General features: G+C 63.4%; 18 protein-coding genes. 8 read left to right on the forward strand and 10 right to left on the reverse strand.

Annotated elements, in window-relative coordinates; genetic code table 11:
• Window positions 1-25 precede the first annotated feature (25 nt).
• Together dauA and MQW23_RS03100 are read right to left on the reverse strand one after the other, a co-directional pair.
• Window positions 26-1762: a C4-dicarboxylic acid transporter DauA gene (gene dauA / locus MQW23_RS03095; protein WP_252106345.1), complete on the reverse strand. Its 1737-nt coding sequence runs from the start codon at window positions 1760-1762 to the stop codon at window positions 26-28.
• 179 nt (window positions 1763-1941) lie between these two features.
• On the reverse strand, window positions 1942-2352 hold the full coding sequence (locus tag MQW23_RS03100; RefSeq protein ID WP_252106346.1) for a hypothetical protein: 411 nt from the start codon (window positions 2350-2352) through the stop codon (window positions 1942-1944).
• Window positions 2353-2487: 135 nt separating this feature from the next.
• Here MQW23_RS03100 and MQW23_RS03105 point away from each other — a divergent pair, with 135 nt between their 5' ends.
• The 5 genes from MQW23_RS03105 (at window position 2488) to MQW23_RS03125 (ending at window position 7597) form a co-directional block, all read left to right on the forward strand.
• A complete protein-coding gene (locus MQW23_RS03105) occupies window positions 2488-3435 on the forward strand; it encodes an alpha/beta hydrolase (protein WP_252106347.1) in 948 nt (315 codons plus the stop codon).
• Window positions 3436-3558: 123 nt separating this feature from the next.
• Entirely contained in the window at window positions 3559-4572 is a 1014-nt protein-coding gene (locus MQW23_RS03110; RefSeq protein WP_252106348.1) for a Bug family tripartite tricarboxylate transporter substrate binding protein, read from the forward strand.
• 46 nt (window positions 4573-4618) lie between these two features.
• On the forward strand, window positions 4619-5071 hold the full coding sequence (locus MQW23_RS03115; RefSeq protein WP_252106349.1) for a tripartite tricarboxylate transporter TctB family protein: 453 nt from the start codon (window positions 4619-4621) through the stop codon (window positions 5069-5071).
• 9 nt (window positions 5072-5080) lie between these two features.
• Window positions 5081-6586 carry a tripartite tricarboxylate transporter permease gene (locus MQW23_RS03120; protein WP_252106350.1) on the forward strand — a complete coding sequence of 502 codons (1506 nt, stop codon included), beginning with the start codon at window positions 5081-5083 and terminating at the stop codon, window positions 6584-6586.
• 3 nt (window positions 6587-6589) lie between these two features.
• The gene (locus tag MQW23_RS03125; protein WP_252106351.1) at window positions 6590-7597 is read left to right on the forward strand and encodes an AbrB family transcriptional regulator; all 1008 of its coding nucleotides are present in this window, start codon (window positions 6590-6592) and stop codon (window positions 7595-7597) included.
• Here MQW23_RS03125 and MQW23_RS03130 read toward each other — a convergent pair.
• Genes MQW23_RS03130 through MQW23_RS03155 form a run of 6 tightly spaced genes read right to left on the reverse strand, consistent with a single transcriptional unit; the run spans window position 7554 to window position 16233 of the window.
• On the reverse strand, window positions 7554-9005 hold the full coding sequence (locus MQW23_RS03130) for a sensor histidine kinase (RefSeq protein ID WP_252106352.1): 1452 nt from the start codon (window positions 9003-9005) through the stop codon (window positions 7554-7556). The two genes, MQW23_RS03125 and MQW23_RS03130, sit on opposite strands and share 44 nt — an antisense overlap.
• Window positions 9006-9039: 34 nt before the next feature.
• Window positions 9040-9708 (reverse strand): response regulator transcription factor, encoded by a 669-nt coding sequence (locus MQW23_RS03135; RefSeq protein WP_252106353.1) that lies wholly within the window; start codon window positions 9706-9708, stop codon window positions 9040-9042.
• A gap of 30 nt (window positions 9709-9738) precedes the next feature.
• Window positions 9739-10458: a response regulator gene (locus MQW23_RS03140; RefSeq protein WP_252106354.1), complete on the reverse strand. Its 720-nt coding sequence runs from the start codon at window positions 10456-10458 to the stop codon at window positions 9739-9741.
• 38 nt (window positions 10459-10496) lie between these two features.
• Window positions 10497-11918, reverse strand: a complete 1422-nt coding sequence (locus MQW23_RS03145) for an ATP-binding protein (protein WP_252106355.1) — start codon at window positions 11916-11918, stop codon at window positions 10497-10499.
• Window positions 11915-15028, reverse strand: coding sequence for an efflux RND transporter permease subunit (locus tag MQW23_RS03150; RefSeq protein WP_252106356.1), 3114 nt, complete (start codon window positions 15026-15028; stop codon window positions 11915-11917). The genes MQW23_RS03145 and MQW23_RS03150 overlap by 4 nt, the downstream gene beginning before the upstream one ends.
• A complete protein-coding gene (locus tag MQW23_RS03155; RefSeq protein ID WP_252106357.1) occupies window positions 15025-16233 on the reverse strand; it encodes an efflux RND transporter periplasmic adaptor subunit in 1209 nt (402 codons plus the stop codon). Before MQW23_RS03155 ends, MQW23_RS03150 begins: the two co-directional genes overlap by 4 nt.
• Before the next feature lie 214 nt (window positions 16234-16447).
• Between MQW23_RS03155 and MQW23_RS03160 the strand changes: the two genes are divergently transcribed.
• Entirely contained in the window at window positions 16448-17053 is a 606-nt protein-coding gene (locus MQW23_RS03160; protein ID WP_252106358.1) for a TetR/AcrR family transcriptional regulator, read from the forward strand.
• Here MQW23_RS03160 and fabF read toward each other — a convergent pair.
• Window positions 17050-18327 (reverse strand): beta-ketoacyl-ACP synthase II, encoded by a 1278-nt coding sequence (gene fabF, locus MQW23_RS03165; protein ID WP_252106359.1) that lies wholly within the window; start codon window positions 18325-18327, stop codon window positions 17050-17052. The genes MQW23_RS03160 and fabF overlap by 4 nt on opposite strands.
• An 88-nt stretch (window positions 18328-18415) precedes the next feature.
• Here fabF and MQW23_RS03170 point away from each other — a divergent pair, with 88 nt between their 5' ends.
• On the forward strand, window positions 18416-19069 hold the full coding sequence (locus MQW23_RS03170) for a TetR/AcrR family transcriptional regulator (protein WP_252106360.1): 654 nt from the start codon (window positions 18416-18418) through the stop codon (window positions 19067-19069).
• 43 nt (window positions 19070-19112) lie between these two features.
• Here MQW23_RS03170 and MQW23_RS03175 read toward each other — a convergent pair whose 3' ends face one another.
• The gene (locus MQW23_RS03175; RefSeq protein ID WP_252106361.1) at window positions 19113-19967 is read right to left on the reverse strand and encodes an SDR family oxidoreductase; all 855 of its coding nucleotides are present in this window, start codon (window positions 19965-19967) and stop codon (window positions 19113-19115) included.
• A gap of 512 nt (window positions 19968-20479) precedes the next feature.
• Between MQW23_RS03175 and MQW23_RS03180 the strand changes: the two genes are divergently transcribed.
• Window positions 20480-21382, forward strand: coding sequence for a hypothetical protein (locus tag MQW23_RS03180; protein WP_252106362.1), 903 nt, complete (start codon window positions 20480-20482; stop codon window positions 21380-21382).
• Window positions 21383-21401: the final 19 nt, after the last annotated feature.

A 21401-nucleotide genomic window follows, 5' to 3' on the forward strand; every position in this document is an offset into this window, starting at 1 on the left:
TATGCCCGGCTTTTATAACGAGTGCTCATACCGACGCATCCAGCCAGCGCCGTGTCAGCCGCCTGGCCTGTTCGAGCTGGCGGACCACGGCGAGCCGGCCCGCTTGCCGGCGGATGCCGGTGCGCTTGAGCTTCAACACCATGCGCGGTGCTAGCCCGACCACAATGATCCCGACGCCGCGCTCGGCAAGCTCCCGGCGCAGGGTGTCGATGGCGACCAGCGCCGAGGCGTCCAGACTCGGCACCTCCTGCATCTCCAGCACCACGATGCGCACATCGCGGTCGATCACGCGAAGCGTCGCCATCGCCTTTTCGGCGGCGCCGAAAAAGAGCGGCCCGCTGACCCGGTAGTGGGCGACGCCGTCCGGAAAGGCGGCGGCGGGCGCCGGCGCCTCCAGACGACGAGTGTGGGTAAGCTTCGCCATTCGCCGGATGAATAGCGCGGCGGCCAGGCCCATGCCCACGGCCACCGCGATCACCATGTCGAACACCACGGTGAGCAAAAAGCAGATGACCAGTACCGCCACGTCGCTGCCCGGGGCGCTTTTCAGCGTGTGCACGAAGTGGCGCGCCTCGCTCATGTTCCAGGCGATGATGAACAAAAGCGCGGCGAGCGCCGCCATCGGCACGTAGCCCATGGCGCCGGCCAGCGCGATCACCGCCAGCAGCACGACCAGCGAGTGCACCAGCGCAGCCACCGGCGAACAGGCGCCGCTTTTGATATTGGTCGCGGTACGGGCAAGCGCGGCGGTGGCGGTCATGCCACCAAAGAACGGCGCGATCACGTTGCCAAGCCCTTGGCCGATCAGCTCGGCGTTGGAGTCGTGACGGGTGCGGGTCAGTCCGTCGGCAACCACAGCGCACAAAAGCGACTCGATGGCCGCCAGCAGGGCGATCGCCAGGGCCGGGCCAAGCAGCGCCTGAATCAGCGCGAAATCGACGGTCAATGGCTCACCGTTAGCGCCGGGAAGCTGCCAGGGCAGGGCAAAGCCAGGCGCGAAAGGGGGAATGCCGCTACCCGCCACGCCGTCGGCCTCCCAGCTAAAGCGCGAGGCAATGGTCGCCACCTCAGTGCCGCCCCAGGCAAGTAAGAGCGCTACCAGCGTGCCGACGCCAAGCCCCACCAATGGCGCGGGAACCGGCGTTTTCAGGCGCGGCCAGAGAATCAAGGTGGCAAGCGTGGCCGCCCCCACGCACAGATCCGCCGGCGAGAGCCCGGGAAGCGCGCGGCCGATCACCATCAGGTTATTAAGCGTACTGCTGCCAAGTTCGATGTCGTTCAAACCCAGAAAGCCGGGCACCTGCAGCAGCGCAATGACCACCCCGATGCCCGCAGTAAAGCCGAGAATGACCGGGTAGGGCACGTACTGGATCAGACTCCCCAGCCGGGCGAGCCCCAGCGCCACCAGAATCATGCCGGCCATGAGCGTGGCAACGAGCAGCCCGCCCAAGCCGTACTCGGCCACGATGGGAAACAAAATGACCACGAAGGCCGCCGTCGGCCCGGAAATATTGAAGCGTGAACCGCCGGTCAGCGCGATGATGGCTCCGGCTACGATCGCCGTGTAGAGCCCGTGCTGCGGCGCCACACCGGTGGCGATCGCCAGCGCCATCGACAGCGGCACCGCGACCACGCCTACGGTCAGCCCCGCCAGCACGTCCCGCTTGAGCTTGCCAAGCGTGTAGCCTTCGCGCCAGGTGTTCAGCAGGGCGCGGCCGGGAAGCGGAAGTTGGGCCTGAAAGCGGCGGGGAGCGCGGGACATGGCAAAGCCTCGGGATCAATGGCGAACCCGGATAAATTACGCTGCCCTAATGTATTACACAACGACCTCGCCCAACGGTCTTGCAGGCAGCGAGCTCGCTCATGCGTTTGATGCATAAAAAGACACCGCCCGGCTTGAGCCGGGCGGTGTCTTTGGAACTCAACCTGTCGGTTAGGCGTTTACTGTTCGGCCTGGGCCTCGTCGGTCGTGGCGGCCGTTTCGTCGCCCTGTTCGCCGTGGTGGCGGCCGCGTTCGCCGCGATGCTCCTGGCGTACGTCGCGCATGGCCTCACGCAGCGCCTGGTGCTCCTCGTCGGTCAGAATCTCGTCGATGCGCGCCTGGTGTTCGTCGTGCAGCGCCTTCATCGCCTCGAAAAATTCGCTGTTGGCCTCGTTGAGCGCCTGCTGCTTCTCTTCATCGATCTCGGCGCGCTGGTAGACTTCCTGGCGCTGCTCCTGCATGCGCTCGCGCATCTGCTCGCGGTCCTGGCCGTTGCCGTCGTGCGGGTGGGCCTGAGCGGTCATGGCAACCGGTACCAGCGCGGCGGCCAGCAGAGCCGGGGCGAAGAGCTTGCGAAATGATAGCGTCATGGTTTCTCTCCTTGATGCGATGCTGTCGAAGGTGACGACTGCAGTATCGAGCGGCCCGGTGTAAAGTCGTTGCACAAAGTGTGCAAACAACGTGACCTTCTCATACGCTAAGCACCCGGATAAAAGGAGTTATCGATGCACGCTTTTCGTGTGATTCGCCGCTCGCTAGGCGCAGGCAGCCTGGCGCTACTGCTCGGCGGCTGCGGCGCGACCCATCTTTCCACCAGCGGCGAAACCGCGATTGCCCAGGCTGCCATCTCCCAAACCCCGCGATCGCCCTCGGTACGCTCGACCTCGCCAAGTGTCGAGCGCTATACGCCGCCAGGCTGGCCCGAGCCGCTCACCGCCCGCGTGCGCCTGCCCGACACCCCTAACGCGGGCCTGCGCCCGGCGGCGCTGATCGTGCACGGCGGCGGCTGGCGCGGGCGAAGCCCAGCCGATATGGAGAAAATCGCCCGACAGCTGGCGGGCCAAGGCTATGTAACGTTCAACGTCGAGTACCGCTTTGCGCCGCGCTACCGTTTTCCCGCCCAGCTTCATGACCTGCAGCAGGCGATGCGCTGGATTCACGATAACGCCGAGCGCTTTGGGGTCGATACCGACCGCATCGTCGGCGTGGGCTACTCCTCCGGCGCGCACCTGGTGAGCCTTCTGGCGCTGGCAAGCCAAACCGGGCCGCTGGCCGAGCCCTATGGCGGCGAGCACACCCGACTTCGCGCCGCGGCGGTCGGCGGGCTTCCAAGCGATCTGCTGAAATTCGATGACGGAGAGCTTGTGATCAACCTGCTCGGCGGCACCCGCGACGAGGTGTTCGACGCCTACGTGCAGGCCTCACCGATTCGCCAGCTCACCCCACAGGCGCCGCCGTTTTTCCTCTTCCACGGCAACCGGGACCGGCTAGTACCGGTGGATCACGCCCGGGATTTCTATCAGGCCCTCGCGGCTCAGGGCACGCCCGCCGAGCTCTACCTGCAGCACGGGCGCGGGCACATTGCGGCTTTTCTACTGCGTGGCGGGGCGATTAAAGCAGCGATCGCGTTTCTCGATAATGAAGTGAGTCGTGAGGGTAAGAGAGGGCGTTAGACTTTAGTTGGCTTTTGCCAGCGTGCAAGGTTGGTGAAAGCTTCGTGACATAGCGTAGTGGCTCTGCAGGCGCTGGCCTGCCTATAAAAACGTATAAATCTTCATGAAAAAAGTGAGACCGCTATGCCCAATAACAGCTCCGCTCCGTTTGGTTTTAACATGAAATCGCTGCTGGCCGGCGCGACCGCCGCTGTGGCTTCGCTGGCCCTGGCGCTTCCCGCCGCGGCGGATGACTACCCCGAACGGCCCATCAACATGATCGTGGGCTTTGGCACAGGTGGCAGCGCCGACCGGCTGGCGCGCGCCATGTCGGGCTATATCTCGGAAGAGATCGGCGTGCCGGTTCAGGTCACCAACCGCCCGGGGGCGGGCACCCAGGTCGCCTCCAACTATGTTTTGAACATGCCCGACGATGGCTACACCGTGTACGCCTCTACTTTCGCGCCGTATCTGACGAACTCGATTCTGACCGGCGGCGCGAACTTCAGTGTCGACGACTTCAACTACGTCAACTTTCAGTGGTTCGACTTGGATCTGATCGCCGCCAACAGTGACAGCGGCTACGAAGATCTACCGTCGCTTCTCGAAGCCATTCGCGACGAGGAGACCCAGGTGCGTGGCGCCGTTGTGCAAGGCTCGGCGGGGCATTTGATGGTGCGCCTGTTGCTCGACCGGGCCGGTATTAACCAGGATAACTTGAATCTCGTGACCTACAACAGCGGCGGCGAAGCGCGCTCGGCGGTGGCCGGCGGCCAGGTCGATTTCGTCTCGATCAGCGCCCAAGGCAGCGAAGGTATTCGCGAATTCCTGACGCCGCTGGCCATCGTCAGCGACGAGCGCATCGAGCAGTGGGACGTGGCGCCGATCAACGAAGCCCTGGCGCCGATGGATATCGAAGTGCCGGTTCTTCAGGGCTCGATGCGCGGCTTCGCGGTGACCAGCGAAATGGAGCGTGAGCATCCGGAGCGCTTCGAAACGCTCTCCTCGGCCATTCAAAGCGCGCTGGCGCGCAAGGAGGTGCAGGATCACCTCGAGCGCAACGACATGGGCGGCGTCTGGGTCGGCCCGGAGCGCTCCAACGAACTGATGCGCGAAAACTACGAAATCTTCGAGCAGTACGCTCACCTGCTTAACTGATGTCTGAAGGCCGGCCCCGCTCTAAGGGCCGGCTTGGAGAACCACCATGTCCGCACAAAAACGCGACTATGGTGACTTTCTGGTCCTCATGGCGCTGGCGTGCTTTACGCTCTGGTATCTGTGGGATGCTTACAGCGTTTCAGCCAGCCCCCAAAACCTTCTGCTGATTCTGCCGCTATCGCTAGTGGTGCTGGTGATCATCGTGCTCGAACTCGGGCTGCGCGTGAAGCATCGCACGCTGTTTCGCCCTTCCGACGAGGACGAGCCGCTTTATAAAACGCTGCCGGTCGTGGGGTTGTTCGCCGCCTACGTACTGTCACTCGAAACCCTAGGCTTCGATATCGCCACGGTGGCGTTCATCGCGCTGTTTCTGGTGTTGAAGGGCGAGCGCAACGTCTGGCTACTGGCGGGCTTTAGCGCCGCTTTCGGGTTGGGAAGCGTGTACTTCTTTTCGCAGATGCTGCCCTATCCCATGACCCTCACGCTGCTGCCCAGCTAAGGAGCCGCCATGATCGATTTTGCCGCAGTCGAGCAAAGCCTTGCGCTTTTGTTCTCAAGCTTCAGCCCGTGGATGGTGGTCATTCCCGGTATCGTGCTGGGGCTGATTTTCGGCGCCACGCCCGGGCTTCAAATCTCCATGGCCATGGCGATCTTCTTGCCCATGACCATGTACATGGACTTCATCCAGGCGATGCTCTTTCTCACCGCCATCTTCACCGGCGGCTCGTTCGGCTCGGGCATTCCGGCCATTTTGATGAACATTCCCGGCACGTCCTCGGCGATCGCCACCGCCTTCGATGGCTACCCCATGGCGCGCAACGGGCAGCACAACGAAGCGCTAGGGGTGGCGCTCGCTTCGTCGGTGATCGGCGTACTGATGGGCTACGTGATCCTGTTCATCATGATCCAGCCGCTTTCCGTGATGGTGCTCAAGCTCGGTCCGGCGGAGATGTTCATCGTCATTTTGTGGGGCATGACGCTGATCGCGAGCCTCAAGGGTGAGCAGGTGCTCAAGGGCCTGATGGCGGGGTTCGTGGGACTGCTGGCCGGTACCATTGGCTTTAGCGAAGTGGGCCTGGCCCGCGGCACCATGGGGCAAACGTACCTGCTTGACGGGATTCCCGTGATTCCGGCGATGATGGGCATGTTCGCCGCCTCGGAGCTTTTCAAGCTGGCCAACAAGGGCTTCATCGTCGAGTCCGAGGCTTCGCGCAAGGTCGATATCAAACAGATTTTCGGCGGCTGTAAAATGGCGCTGAGCCATCCGTGGGTGATGATTCGCGGCGGCTTGATCGGCGTGTTCGTCGGCGCGGTGCCCGGGGTGGGCTCGTCGGTGTCGAATCTGCTTTCGTATGTGGAAACCAAGCGCCGGGACAGCGACCCCGACTCGTTCGGCAAGGGGAACCCCAAGGGCGTGGTGGCCTCGGAATCCGCCAATAGCACCTCCGAGGCGGGCTCGATGGCAACGCTTCTGGCGCTGGGCATTCCCGGCGGTGGCGCTACCGCAGTGATGCTGGCGGCGTTCGCCATGCACAACATCACCGGCGGGCCACAGTTCATCCGCCAGCAAACCGACGTGGTCTACGCGATCATCTTCGCCAACTTCGCCCAGGTATTTTTGCTGGTCGTCGTGGGGCTTTTGTTCATTCCGCTTCTAGCCAACATCATCAAGGTGCCGATGCGCTACCTGATTCCTTCGGTGCTGGTTCTGGCGGTGATGGGCTCGTTCGGTTTGACCGGCAACATGACCGGCCCGGCAACGGTGCTGGTATTCGCGGTGATCGGCTGGATTTTCCGCCACTACGGCTACTCGGTGCCCGCCGCGGTCATCGGGCTTTTGCTGGGCTCGCTTGCCGAGAAGTCGCTTTTGCACTCCTATCAGATCAGCGGTGGCGATTTCAGCTACCTGTTCACCCGCCCCGTGGCGCTGGGCATTCTGGCCCTGCTGGTGATTTCGCTGTTTGGCCGGCCCTTGATGCAGCGCTTTCAACAGCGCCGCGCTAGTACGGCGTAGCCAATGGCCTTGCGAACGCTGAGAACTCTCGTGTTGGGTAGTTTGGGTGGCGTCATCGCCACCCTTTTTTCATTGCCGCTGGCGTGGATGCTGGGCGCGCTCTTTCTGGTAATGGGCGCCTCGCTCGCCGGCGTCAAAACCGGGGTGGACAAGCGCTTTCACGTGGTCGCCATCGCCCTGCTCGGGCTTTTTATCGGCAGCCGTATTCAGGCCCGGGAGCTTATGGGGCTGGTGCAGTGGTATCCCAGCGTGATCGCCATGCTGGTCTACATGGCTCTCATGCTGGCCGGCGGCTACTGGATCTTCAGCCGTGCCGGCGTGGGGCGCGTCAGCGCGATGTTTTGCGCCTACCCGGGCAGTATGAACTCGGCGCTGGTGCTGGCCGAAGGCGCCAGGGGCGATCTTCGCTGGATCGCCATTTCCCACTCCCTGCGTTTGGTGACCGTGGTCTCCGGCGCGGCGCTGGTGGCGAGTCTGTTCGTCGATGAGGTCACGTTGCAAAGCGATAGTCACGCGCTGAGGCTTTGCGACATTGCCGCGCTGCTCGTCGTGCCGCTTTTCTGGTGGCTCATGAAGCGGCTTCGCGTGCCCATGCCGGAATTTTTGGGCCCCATGGCCGCCGGCGCGGTGCTGACCAACGCCGGACTCGACTACGAACTGCCGGTGTGGCTGGTGTTCGGCGCTTTTCTGGTGCTGGGCTCCTCGGTGGGATCACGCTTTTCCAACACGCGCTTTTCTCAGGTGTTCAAGGTGGGCCGTTTCGGCCTTCTTTACGCGGTTTTCGCGCTAGCCATGGCGGCGCTGATGGCCTGGCTGGTGGCGTCTGTCACGCCGCTTGCCTTCGTGGCAGTGCTGCTGGCGCTGATTCCCGGCGGGGTGGGGGAGTTGGCAGTGATCGCCACGGTCATGGGCATCGACCCGGTCTACGTGGTCTCCCACCACGTGCTGCGTCTTTTGATCCTGATTTTCATGACGCCCGCGATGGTGCGCCTGGCGGGGCCGGTGCCCTAGCGGGGAATTCGAGCCGCGCGACCAGCCCGCTGGCGTTCGGCGGGCCATGGTCTGCCCGGTTATAAAGCGAAAGCGTGGCCGCGTGGGCGGTCGCCACCTGTTCGACGATGGCAAGCCCTAGTCCGCTTCCCGGCGTTTGCGGGTTGTGGCGGTAAAAGCGCTCGGTGAGCTGGCCAAGCGTTTCGGGCGCGACGCCCACGCCGTGGTCGCTCACGGTGAGCACGGCCCGGCCGGCCTCCTCGGCGATGTGGATATCGATACTGCCCTTGTAGGTGTGTCCGCCGCCGGCATGGACGCTGGCGTTTTCGATCAGGTTGGTCACCATCCAGAGCAGCATGATCGGGTCCCCCAGCACTTTCGGCGGCTGGCCCGCTTGCTCGAAGGAGAGTTCTTGGCCCTTCTGGTAGATGGCCGTCACCGTTTGATTGCAGGCTTGGCGGCAGATCGCGACCAGGTCGACCTTCTTTAGATGGGTGTCGTCGAAGAGTTCGCTGCGCGTCTTGGCGTATTTCAAGAGCTGCTGCACGGTGTGGCTGGCGTGCTCGGCGATGCGCTGCATTTCGCTTAAATTGGCGCGGGTATCGGCTTCCCGAGTGGTTTTCAGCGATATTTCGGTGAGCGCGCGAAGCTCTGAAATGGGCGTTCGCAGCTGATGGGAAACATCGGCGTTGAGCTGCTGGGTACTCTCGATGCTGCGGCGAATACGCTGCATCAGCTGGTTGATGCTGCTGATCAACGGGTGAATCTCTCGAGGCGCGCCATCGGCGATGGGGTGGAGGTCATTGGGTGAGCGCCGACCGAGCGCCCGGCTGATCGCGGTCAACGGAGCCAGCCCGCGGTAAATGGCAAAAAGCGCCAGCGTGATGGCCAGAATACCCGTGACCACCATGAGACTACTCAGAGTGAGCATGAAGTCGTTGAGCAGGGTGTGGCGTGCTTCTTTCGACTCGGCGACGATCACTTCGATATTGGTATGGGTGCGGCTTCGGTTGAATGGAAAGGTCAACGCCACGGCGCGAAGCTCGTTGCCGGCGTAGGCGACGTCGTAAAAAAGCGGCTCATCGAGCGGACCTGGCGGGTCGCCAAGGCCGGGAAAACCCGCCACGATGCCGCCACTAATATCGCGAATGCGGTAGAAGATCTTGCCTTCTCCTCGGCTTCCCAGGGTGCTCACGCTGAAGTAGTGCATGTTGATATGAAGCTCGCCATCGACGGTATAAAGGCGCCGCTCCAAGCGATTGGCGGCATTGAGCAACATGTCGTCGAAGGTTTCGTTGATCTGGCGGGCGAGCAGTACGTGGCTTAGGCCCAGCGTGGCCAGCGCAAGCCCGGTAAAGGGCAGACCGATCCAGATGAGCAGGCGTCCGCGAATCGACGAGGGGCCCCATTTCTTTAGACGTTCCAGCATGTTCGTTCGCCGGTTAAGTGGGTTGGCACAGAGATCATCGATCAAGGGGCGCCAGATAATAGCCCAGCCCGCGCGCGGTCTTGAGGCCGAAATCCCGGCCGATCTTCTTGCGAATACGCGAAATGTAGGTCTCCACCGCGGCATAGCTGACCGGCTCATCGGTTTTCGAAAGCCGGTCGATGATTTGATCCTTACTCACCAGGCGGTTCTGGTTGATCATCAAATACTCAATGACTTCGAGCTCGCGACGATGCAGGGGCACGGGGGTGGCGTCAACGCGAAGCTCCCGGGTTTCGGGAAAGAACTCGAGCGCACCACACTGAATCGAGTCGCCGCCGAAGTGCTGAGCGCGGCGCACCAATGCGCGTGCCCGAGCGCTGACCTCATCCAGCGAAAAAGGCTTGCACAGGTAGTCGTCAGCGCCCTCTTCCAGACCGAGAATGCGCTGATCAAGCGTATCCCGAGCGGAGATCACCAGCACCGGAATCCGGTTATACTGCTGGCGCAGACGCCGTAGCAGCGTGATGCCATCGAGCTCGGGCAGCCCCAAATCGAGCAGCAACACATCGAAGCCGCCTTGGTCCAGCATATACTCCGCCTGAGCGCCATCAGCGGCGTGCGCAACATCGAAGCCCGCCTCGCGCAGAGTCGTCGCGATCGAGCGAGCCAGATTGTCGTTGTCTTCCGCGATGAGCGCTTTCATGAACGCCTCCCAGCGCTTGAAATGAAGCGTTTACCCTTCGGGCTGATACTTGTAACCCACGCCGTACACCGAGCGGATGATCTCCTGGTCGGGCAGCGCTTCGGTGATCTTTTTGCGCAGCTTCTTGATGTGGCTGTCCACGGTGCGCTCGGACACGATGCGGTTGTCGCGGTACATGTGATCCATCAGCTGCTCGCGGCTGAAGATGCGCCCGGGGGCGTGCATCATCACGCGCAGAAGCTGAAACTCGACTGCGGTCAGGCCCAAATCCTGGCTGCCCGCTCGCGCCACCCAGCCTTCGTCGTCCAGGGTAACCGGCGCGGCCGTGGCGGAGGGCTCATCGGCGGCGGCTTCGGCGGCGCGGCTTCGGCGCAGCACCGCCTTGACCCGGGCCACCACTTCCCGCGGGCTGAACGGCTTGCAGATATAGTCGTCGGCGCCCATCTCGAGCCCCACCAGACGGTCCACCTCTTCGACCTTCGCCGTCACCATGATGATGGGCAGCGCCGGCCAGCGCTGGCGGATTTCGCGGCAGAGCGTGGTGCCGTCCATGCCCGGCAGCATCAAATCCAGCAGCACCAGCGCCGGCGTATTCGCGTCGAGCCAAGGGAGCACGTCGTCGCCGTGCTCGATCAGCGTCGGCGCGAAATGGTGGCCGGTCAGGTAGTCGGCCATCAGGCGCGCGATCTTCGGCTCATCCTCGACGATGAGAAGGGAGGCGTTGGCGGGGTGCGAATCGGTCGATGACATGGGCACTCGAAACTCCAGGGTGAATATCCAACGTGACGCTAGCGCGAAGAGAGCAGCGGAAAGCGCAGCGTCCAGCAAAGCCCGCCCAGAGGCGAGACGCTGGCGGTAAGCGTGGCGTCGTGGGCGCTGGCCAGGGCACTGGCAATCGAAAGCCCCAGGCCGCTGCCGCCGCTTGCGCGGCTGCGCGAGCCCTCGACGCGGTAGAGCCGCTCGGTCAGCCGGGCTAACTCGCTTTCCGGTACGCCCGGAGCGCTATCTTGCCATATCACCACGGCCTGGTGGGCCTCGACGCTCAAACGCACGTCGAGCGTGCCCGGGGCCACGGTGTAGGCGCAGCTGTTATCCAACAGGTTGCTCCAGAGCTGGCGCAGGCGCTGCGGGTCGCCCAGCACCGTGACGTTCGGGGCGATGTCGGCGGTCAAGGTCAAGCCGCTGTCCGCCAGCCAACGGTCGGCATCCGAGAGCCGGCCCAAAAGGCTCTCGCTAAGATCCATTGGCGATAGGTGAATGTCGAGCGCGCCGGCGTCGCTTTGCGATAGCAGGCGAAGATCCGCCACCAGCCGCTCGAGCTGGTCGACCTCCTGGGCGAGCGACCCCAAATTCTCCTGGTTGAGCGCTCGCACGCCGTCCTGCATCGCCTCGATCTCGCCGCGCAGCACGGCAAGCGGCGTTCGAAGCTCGTGGGCGGTGTCCGATACCCAGCGCGCCCGGGCGCTGCGGCTCGCATCCAGCGTTTCGGCCAACAGGTTGAAGTCCTGGGCAAGCCGCGAGAGCTCGTCGCGGCCACGGGCGCGCAGGCGAATGTGGTAGTCGCCTTCGGTGAGCCGGCGCGTGGCCCCGGCCAGCGCCCGGGTGCGCCCGCCAAGCCACCAGGAGAGCCCGCCGGCTAACAACAGAGAGGCCAACACCAACGACAAAACGATAATGGAGAGATTGCGCTGCTGGCGCTCCAGAAAGCGGCTCTCCATATGCTCCATGACCTGCTGGGGCGACCGAAAGCCCAGCTCGCCGATACTCACGCGCTCGCCGCCGGAGGCGCTTTCGCTGTAAAGCGTCAGCCAGTGCCAGTCGTCTGGCTCACCCAGCGGGCGTGGGCGAACCACGAAGCGGCCTTGGGTGTCGCGCAGCGCGAAGTCCCGCGCCTCGCCCAAGGGGGAGGCGCGCTCTTCGCGCCCGCGCCCGAGTTCGAAGCGCACCACGCGGGGCCAACGATCCGGGGCGCGCTCGAGCCACGCCCAGCTTCGCTGGCTGTTCCAGCGGGTCACCAGGCCGTCGGCCAGAAGCGTCGCTCGGCGCTCCTGGGCCTGGGTCAGGTACTCGAGGAACCCCCGGTCGATACTGTAGGAGACCGCCATGAAGGTACTGGCGGCGATCGCCACGTTGACACTTAGAATCACCGCGAACAGGCGCCACCCAAGGCGCGACGGGCGCCAGCGAGACAGCGTTTGAAGCCGGGTCATGAGGAGTTACCGTTTGGGTCGGGCTGAGGGGTCGGCTGCGGCGGGGCGCTCAGGCGCTCGCGCAGGTTTTCGAGCCCAAGGTACAAACAAGGCACCAGAATGAGCAGAATGGCGGTGGCGAAAATCATCCCGAAGCCCAGCGAAATCGCCATGGGAATCATGAAGCGCGCCTGACGCGAGGTTTCCAGAATCATCGGTGCCAGTCCTAAAAAGGTGGTGAGCGTGGTCATCATGATCGGGCGAAGCCGCCGGGTGGCCGCGGCGACGATCGCCTCGCGCGCCGCCATGCCTTCGCGGCGCTTGCGGTTGGCGTAGTCGATCAGCACCAGCGCGTCGTTGATGACCACCCCGGAGAGCGCCAGCATCCCGAGCAGGCTGATGATCGAAAGCCCAAAGCCCATGACCATGTGGCCCGCCACCGCGCCGACCAGGCCAAAGGGAATGGCGGCCAACACCAACAGCGGCTGCAGGTAGCTTCTAAACGGAATGGCGAGCAGGGCGTAGAGCGCGGCGAGCATCAGCCACATGGCGGTTCTAAGCGTGGCCAGGTTGTCGGCGGTATCCTGCTGGCGCCCGCCAAGCGTCACTTCGAGCCCCGGCCAGGTGTTGGTCAGGGTGGGGAAGACATCCTCCTGAAGCGTGGCGAGCACCTGGTTAATGGTCTGGTCGTTGTCGGAGTCGGCGGTCACGGTGATGATGCGCCGCCCGTCGATACGCGTCAGGCTGCTCGAGGCCTGGCTCAGGGTGATGTCCGCCGCCCGCGACAGCGGAATGCTCAAGCCATCGGCGGTGCGCACCGGCAGGCGGTAGAGCTCGTTCAAGCTCGCCCGGTCCTGCTCCGGCAGGCGCACCTCGACGCTCACCTCCTGGCGGCCGATGAACTGCTCGACGGCGGTGGCGCCCTGCAGCGGGCCGCGGAGCGCCTGGGCCAGGTCGCTGCCGGTCAGCCCCAGCGCTCGGCCTTCGGCGGAAAGGCGCATTTCGAGCTGCGGCTTGCCGTCGCCCAGGCCGCTGTCGATATCGGTCAGGCCGTACTCGCCGAGCTGCTCGGCCAAGCGGGTGGCCGCGGCTTCGAGCACCAGGGTGTCCGGGTGGGAAAGGCGCAGGCTGAGCGCGGCGCCGCTGCCCGGCCCGCCCACGTCCGAGGCGAAGCGCACCGACTGCGCGCCCACCAGGTCGCCGCTCACGTCGCGCCAGCGTTCGGCGATGCGCGATGGCGGCCACTGGTCGAGGCTTTCGCGGGCGATGTCCAGCGTCACTTCCAGGCTTTCACCGTCCAGCCGGCTGCGGGTGCTGGCGAACGCAAGCGTCGGCTCTTCGGCGCTGAGCGTCTCGGCGGCGTCGATCAACTGCTGGCCGAGCTCGCGGCTGACGCTGATATTGCTGCCGATCGGCAGGGTCACGGTGGCCCGCACCTGGTCCGACTCGACCCGGGGCATCAGCGAAAAGCCGAGCCGCCCGCTCATCGCCCAGGCCAGCGCCACCACCAGCAGCGTAACGCCCAAACTCACGCTTAGAAGCCGCTGGTTCAGCGCGCGCTGCAAAAACGGCTCGAAGCGGCGGTAGGTAAACGCGTGCAGGCCGCCTTGCAACGTGTGGCGAACGCGCTCCAGCGGGCGCTGCCAGGCCGGGGTCTTGCGCGGCTTGTGGCTGTGGGCCAAGTGCGCGGGCAAAATGAACAGCGCCTCGGCCCAGGAGATCAAAAAGACCGTGACCACCACCACCGGCACGGTGGCGAAGATCATTCCCAAAAAGCCCGGCAAAAACAGCAGCGGCATGAACGCCACGATATTGGACAGAATGGCGAAGGTGAGCGGCACCGCGATCTCTTTGGCGCCCTTGACCGCCGCGTCGCGCAGCGAGTAGCCCTCTTCGCGGTAGCTGTAGATGTTCTCGCCCACCATGATCGCATCATCCACCACGATGCCGAGCGCGATGATGAAGGCGAACATCGACATCATGTTCAGCGACACCCCGATCCAGGGCAGAAACAGCATCGCCCCTAAAAACGCGGTGGGAATGCCGAGCGTTACCCAGAACGCCAGGCGCGCCTCGAGAAACAGCGCCATGAGAATCATCACCAGCGCCAGGCCCATCCAGGCGTTCTTGAGCAGAAGCCCCAAGCGGTCCTCGTACACCTCGGAGCTGTCGCGGGCCACGTCCAGATGGATGTTCGGGGGAAGCCCGGCGCGCAGACGCTCCAACTCGCTCTGCACCGCCCTGGAGACGCTGGTAGGCGTCTGGTTGCCGACCTGGAAGACCTCGACGGACAGCCCTTGCTGGCCGTTATAAAACTCCTCGCGGTCGGTTTCGGCGAAGCCTTCGCGCACCTGGGCGATCTGGCCAAGCTCGACCGGCGCGCCCTGGGTAGTGGTGAGAATCGGCAGGCGCGCGAACTCGGCGGCGCTTTGGCGCCGGCCCTGGTAGCGAATCAGCCACTCGCCTTCGGCGGTGGTGAGCTGGCCGCTGGCCAGGTCCAGTGCTTCCTCGCCGATGCGCGCGGCCAGCGCCTGGTGGTCGAGCCCGTAACGCTCGATCGCCTCGTCGTCCAGCAGCACCTGAATTTCGCGGTCGCGGTTACCGGAAAGCTCCGCCCGGGAGATGCCGCTATTGGCCTGAAGCTCGGCGCGCACGTTCTCGGCGGCGTCGTGCAGCGCGGCCAGGCTGGCATCGCCATACACCTGCAAACTCACCACGCCGCGGGAGTAACCGGCCAGGCTAAAGCGCGGCGGGTCGGCGGCGTTGGGGAAGGTGGTGATCCCATTCACCGCCTGCTGGATCTCCTGGTAGACGCGCATCACCTCTACACCGTCGATCAGCGTGGCCTGCACCACGCCGCTGCTTTCGTTGGCGGTGGCGGTCAGCTCATCGATCCCTTCGACGTTGGACATCGCCGACTCGACCGGTAGTAGCAGACTCTGTTCGATATCTTCCGGCGTGGCGCCGGGGTAGCTGATGGAGACTTGAACGGTTTCGCTTTCAAAGTCGGGAAAGACCTCCTTCTTGATGGCAAGCGAGGCCATCAAACCGCCGACGATGAACAGCGCCATCATCAGGTTCGGCGCGACGCCGTGATCCACCATCCAGGCAATCGGGCCTTTGCGCGTCATGGCGTGCTCTCCTCATCCGGGCGGGCCGGCGTCTTAGCGGATTGGCGCGGGCGCACCGCTTGGCCAACGCGCGGCTGGGCAAGCCCGGCGGTGACCACGCGCTGACCCGGGCTCAGGCCGTCGCTTATCAGCGCCTGCTCTTCGCCGCGGTAGGCGAGCGTCACCGTCGAGTTCTGCAGCCGGTCGTCGTCATCGAGCCACCACACTACGTCGCCCGGGCGCAGCGCCGAGGAGGGCAGGGCGATCAGCGCCTCGCGGGCGGTGGTGTGATAGCGAAGGCGCATGACATCCCCTAGGCGCAGCGCCGGCCCGTTTTGGTCCAGCGCCAGCGGGTCCTCGACGGAGACGAGCAGCTGCGCCTGCAGGCCGTTCTCTTCGAGATTCGGCAGAATCGAGGTCAACTCGCCCTCGCGGCTTTCCCCCGCCGGCCAGCTTTGGCTGGTGAGCGTGACGCGATCGCCGGGTTCGAGCCAGGCAAGCGTGTCGCCAGGAAGCGAGGCGCGCACCCAAAACTGCTCGACCCCGACCAGGCTCAGCACCTCGGTGCCTTGGCTTAGAAGGCTGCCGGCACCGAGCGTGCGCTCGGCGACCATCGCCCGCCAGGGCGCGGTGAGCGTGGCGCGTTCCAGATTCAGGGCGGCCTGATCGCGCAGCACCCGGGCCTGGGTCAGCGCGGCTTCGGCCTGGCGCTTTTGAGGTTCGCGCAGCACCAGCGCACGGCGCTCGGCGGTGAGCTCGCGGCCAAAGCGGGCGTAATCACCCTCTGCGCGCTGCTGCTCGGCGCGCTCGAGCGCCACGCCGGCCTCGGCGGTGGCCACCTGGGCCTGGGCGTCCTGCAGCGCAAGCTCCAGATCCGCGCGGTCGATATAGGCAAGCGGGGCATCGGCCTCCACGACCTGGCCGGGCACCACGCCCTCGGCGAAGCGCTTGAGCTCGCCAGCCACTCGGCTTGAGATCATGGTCGATTTCTCTGCCTCCACCCGGCCAAAACCCGAAAGCAGCGGCGCCTGAACGCGGCGCTCGACGCTGATCACATCGACCAGCGGCGGTGACGCCGGCGGCGGCGGGCGGCGCTCGATACGCGGGGGCTGAGTGAGAATCCACCAGGCCAGGGCCAGGCCGCCAGCCAGAATCAAAAGCGCCATTATGGCGCCCAAACGCACCCGGCCCTGCTGGCGGGCCGACGTTTTATCAAGAAGGGTCATTACCGCACGTCATCCGTTGGCTGGAAGCTAAAAATGCTGGAAGATAAGCGTAGTATGCTAGCATCTACTCCAGTTAAGCAGTGATTAGGCAAGTAATGTGTAAAGAGCGTGCAACCTGACGCATTGATAACCGCACCTGCGCCTAACGACTCGATCCTAATAAATAGACCGGCTTCACGTTGATTGATTGCCTTGACCGACAGGCCTGGACGATATGAAAAACACCTCGACCCGCGACAAATTGATCGATACCGGCGCCGAGCTGATCGCTCAGCACGGTTACAACGCGACCGGCATCAACGCCGTGCTCAATTCCTGTGGGGTACCCAAGGGCTCGTTCTACCACTACTTCTCCAGCAAGGAGGATTTCGGGCTGGCGGTGATCGAGCGCTTCGCCGACGACTACGCCGAAGGGCTGGCAGCCCTTTTGGAAGACGAGAGCCTGGCGCCGCTCGAGCGCCTGCGGCGCTACTTCGCCCGTGGCCGGGACTACATGCAGACCTGCAACCACGAAACCGGCTGCCTGATCGGCAACTTGGGCCAGGAGCTTTCAGGCCAAAGCGACGTCTTTCGCGACGCGCTGAATACGGTCTTCCAGCGCTGGGAACGACACTTCGTGGCCTGCCTAGAGGCCGCTCAGGCCCAGGGCGCGGTGAGCCCCCGGGCCGATGTCCAGGCGCTGGCAAGCTTCATCCTGAGCGGTTGGGAAGGGGCGATTTTGCGCGCCAAGACGCTCAAGTCCGTCACGCCCATGGAGCAGTTCGAGTCGATTCTCTTCGAGTACGTACTGATCGACACCGTGGCGCGCCAAAGCGCCTAGGGGCTATCTGAAAAGTCGGCGCTCACGATCAGCGCGGCGTTGACCCCGCCGAAACCGAATCCGTTGCAGAGCACGTGGCGCGTCTTGTGCGCCGTGGCCGAGGTGACGAAGTTCAGATCCTCCATCGCCGCGTCGCACTGTGTCAGGTTCAACGTCGGCGGCAGCGTCTGCTCCCTGGCTGCGAGCACCGAGAAGATGCTCTCCACGCCACCCGCCGCGCCCAGCAAATGCCCGGTCGACGCCTTCGTCGCGGTAATGGGAATTGCGCTCAGCGCGTCGCCGAAAACTGCTCTTAGCGATGCGATTTCCGCGCGATCGCCCACCGGGGTCGAGGTGGCGTGGGCATTGATGTGGTCGATATCGCCTTTCTCCAGTTTCGCCATCTTGAGAGCCGCCTCGATCGCCAGCGCCGCGCCGCTGCCGTCCTCGGGGCCGGCGGTCAGGTGGTGGGCATCGGCGCTGGTGCCGTAACCGCTAATGATCGCCAGGGGCGTGGCGCCGCGCGCCGTCGCGTGCTCCAGCGTTTCGATCACCAAGAGCCCCGCGCCTTCGCCCATCACGAAGCCCGAGCGTTGTTGGTCGAAGGGGCGCGAGGCGCTGGTTGGGTCATCGGCTTCGGTGGAAAGCGCCTTCAGCGCGTGAAAGCTCGCCAGCGACAGCGGATCAATACACGCCTCGGCGCCGCCGACCAGCGCCACGTCAGCCTCGCCGCTTCGAATCAGGCGCATGCCGTCGCCAATGGCCTGCAGCCCCGCGGCGCACGCGGTCACCGGGCAGCCCAGCGGCCCCTGAAAGCCGTAGCGGATCGACAGGTTGCCCGCAGCCAGGTTGGCGAGAAACGCCGGCACCGTGAACGGCGACAGCTTGCGATGGCCGCGCTCGTTAAGCGTTTTTTGCGCCTGAGTAATGGTAGGGAAACCGCCAATGCCCGACCCTACGATGGTGGCGGTGCGGCGTTTCTGAGCCGGGTCGGTGGGTAGCCAATCGGCTTGGGTCAGCGCCTCGTCGGCGGCGGCCAGCGCGTAGAGGCTGAAAAGATCCAGCTTGCGCCGCTCCTTCGGGTCGGCGATGGCATCGAGGTCCAGCCCGTGGTCCGGATCGTCGACGAGGCTCTTGACGGTGCCTGCGACCTTGATGGGAAAGCCGTCGGTCGAGAAGCGCTCGATGGCATCGATGCCGGAGTGGCCTTCGAGCAGCCGTTGCCAGTTCGTATTGACGCCGCTGCCCAGAGGACTGACCATACCCATGCCGGTGATAACAATAGGTGATTGCATAGCGGTTCCTGAGTGGTTGATTTGGCCACCCTAGCAAGCAGCACCATATGATCAAGATAATATGACGCGCAGGTTTATCGAGGCCGCGATGCCCACGTTCAAAAGTCAAAAGCTCAAAAATCAGAAGTCGAAAACCCGAGAGCGAATTCTGGCCAGTGCGACGGAGCTTTTCAGCCGCAACGGTTTTCAAAAAGTCTCCATCGGCCAGATCATGAAGCTGGCCAGGATGACCCACGGCGCGTTCTACGCGCACTTTGCCTCCAAGGAAGCGCTGTATCACGAATCAGTTCGCCAGACGCTGGAAGAGAGCCGCGCCGCAAGGCTGGTGAAGGGGCCGCTGTCGCTGCAGCACCTCACCGAGCTGGTGAACAACTACTGCCATCTGCAGGAGCTGGAAACCCGGCAAAAGCCAGGTTTCGAAGCGGTGCTGTTCAACGAGCTCGGCAGCGAGAAAGCCGAGATTCGCACGCTGTTCGAAGCCTCTTACCTGCGCATGAAAAAAATGCTCGAGATGCGCCTGCGCGCGCTTGGCAAGCTCAAGCAGCTGCCGCTGGCCGATGATCGCCAGGCCATTGCGAACACCTCGCGCGTCATTCTTGCCTCGCTCATCGGCGCGGTGGCCGTGGCCAAGAGCCTGCCTGACGAAGCCGAACGCAAGGCGATGCTCGTGGCCACCCAGCGCCATATCTTGCAACTGCTGGGCGTCAGCGACGCCGAAGCCCAGCGAATGACCATGGCATGAAAAAGGTGGCCCGCAGGCCGCCTTGTGCGTTCAATGCGCCGTATCAGGTATTCAGAATCACGCCGCCGTTCAGGTGAATGGTTTGCCCGCTCATGTAGGAAGAGTCTTCGCTTGCCAGGTACACGTAGGCGGGGCCCATTTCGCTGGGCTGGCCGGCGCGCTTCATTGGCACCTGACCGCCAAAGCTTTCGACCTTCTCCTCACTCATGCTGGCGGGAATCAGCGGGGTCCACACCGGGCCCGGCGCTACGGCATTGATCCGGATGCCGCGCTCCATCAGCGACATGGCCATCGAGCGCATCAGCCCCTGAATGGCGCCCTTGGTCGCGGTGTAATCGATCAGGGTATCGTTGCCCTTGAAGGCGTTGATCGACGAGGTTTCGATGATGGTGTCGCCTTCACTCAAGTGCGGCAGGGCCGCTTTGATCATGTAGAAGTGGCTGAAGATGTTGGTCTGGAAAGTGCGCAAAAGCTGGTCGTCGGGAATATCGGTGATGTCGTCCCAGTCGTACTGCTCGGCGGCGTTGTTGATCAGCACGTTGAGCTTGCCGTACTCATCAAGGGTCTTTTGAATGACCTCGCGGCAAAAGACCGGCTGGGCCACGTCGCCTTTGAGCACCAGGCAGCGCCGGCCTTCGGCTTCCACCAGGCGCTTGGTCTCTTCGGCGTCTTCATCCTCTTCCAGATGCACGATCACGCTGTCGGCGCCTTCGCGGGCGAAGTGCACCGCCACGGCGCGGCCGATACCGCTATCGCCGCCGGTGATGATCGCCACCTTGTCCTTGAGCTTATCGGAGCCGCGATAGCTTTCGCGGATGTACTCCGGCGCCGGGCGCATGGCGTGTTCGTCGCCGGGCTGTCTGTCCTGATGCTGCGGGGGCTGTTTCTGCTCGCTCATGTTGATTCCCTCCTTCGTAACCGTTTCGACGCGGTGTATAGCGATGGCCGACCCCGTCCTGGGTCGCGCCATCGTTTACCTTAGTCGAACGTTACGAAAGGGCCAAGCCGGCCCGCTTTTCCGTCCCGCTTGAAGGGATTTTTACTTAACCCTTTTTTTAGAAAAGAGCGGTCTACTTGTTTTCAAGCAAATGCCTGGGTTTTTAATAAGTTAGTTAAAGTAGCTTTTTAATAATAACTAGCACGATGTTTATTGAAGTTTATACTTTTATTAAGCGCATGATATGTCGGCGTTTTTATTTTTTATAAATAAACGATCAAAGTTTTTATTAAAAGACTTGTTTTTAAATTGACAGTTATTAACCCCCCGCTATAGTTCATAAGTGATCTGCGAGGAGTTTTAAAAGAAAAAGTTAACCCATGTTATAAAAAGGATGGCGTTTTTAAACGCTAAAAGTTCATTTTGTTCACTACCCCGGCTGCAAAGAGTGCAGCGCATGGAGGATGCAATTAATGAGCGATCAAGGAAAGTATTCCCACCCCGATGCCAGCGGCGCGAAAAGCACTGACACCTCTCATCAACACGATACGCTCGATACCGAACGGCTCAAAAGCCAGGGCAAAGAGGCTGCCCATGATCTGGGCGACGCTGCCCAACACCAGGCCGAGCACTTCTACGAGCAGCAGCGCGAACTCATCGCCAAACAGGCCGGCCGGTTTACCAGCGTCATGAACAAGGCGGCCGACGAGTTCGAAAGCCAGCACCAGCCGTTTTTCTCGCAGCAGGCGCGCAAGGCGGCAGAGCTTGCCGACGACTTCTCGAACCAGTTTCGCGATAAGGACCTCAAGCGCGTTTTCCACGACGTTCAGGGCTACAGTCGGCGCGAACCGGCAGTGTTTATCGGCGGTGCCATCGCGGCGGGCTTTTTAGTTGCCCGTTTTCTGCGAAGCTCGCAGCATCACGATTCCCAACGGAGCGGTTCTCAAGGCTATGGTTCTCAAGGCTATGGTTCTCAAAGCTATGGTTCTCAAAGCTATGGTTCTCAGGGCTACGGCTCTCAAGGCTATGGTTCGCAAGCCTATGACGCCAGACGCCAGAACCCTCAAGACGACCCCCGCCATTACGGAGCCGAGGGCTACGGCGCGCTGCATCGCGGCTCGTCCTACGGTGGCCCGGACGATTACAGCGAGCGCCATACGGATATGAACGACGCCGGGTCGCGCTTTGCCTCCCAACACCCTTCGTCTCGCCACCCGTCGGCCTTTGATAACGACGGCCCACGCCCGGGCAGCAGCGGCGTCGAGCGCGACCCAAGCGAGCCTTTTAACCCAGGTGAAGCGCGGCCGATGATCACGCCCAGGCCCGGCGGCGACCCGCTGCCCGGCGATCGCGACCCTTACCGCACACCGCGATAGACCTCCACGCGTTTAACGC

This window comes from Halomonas sp. S3-1-1, assembly GCF_023757625.1.
GTDB lineage: Bacteria > Pseudomonadota > Gammaproteobacteria > Pseudomonadales > Halomonadaceae > Vreelandella.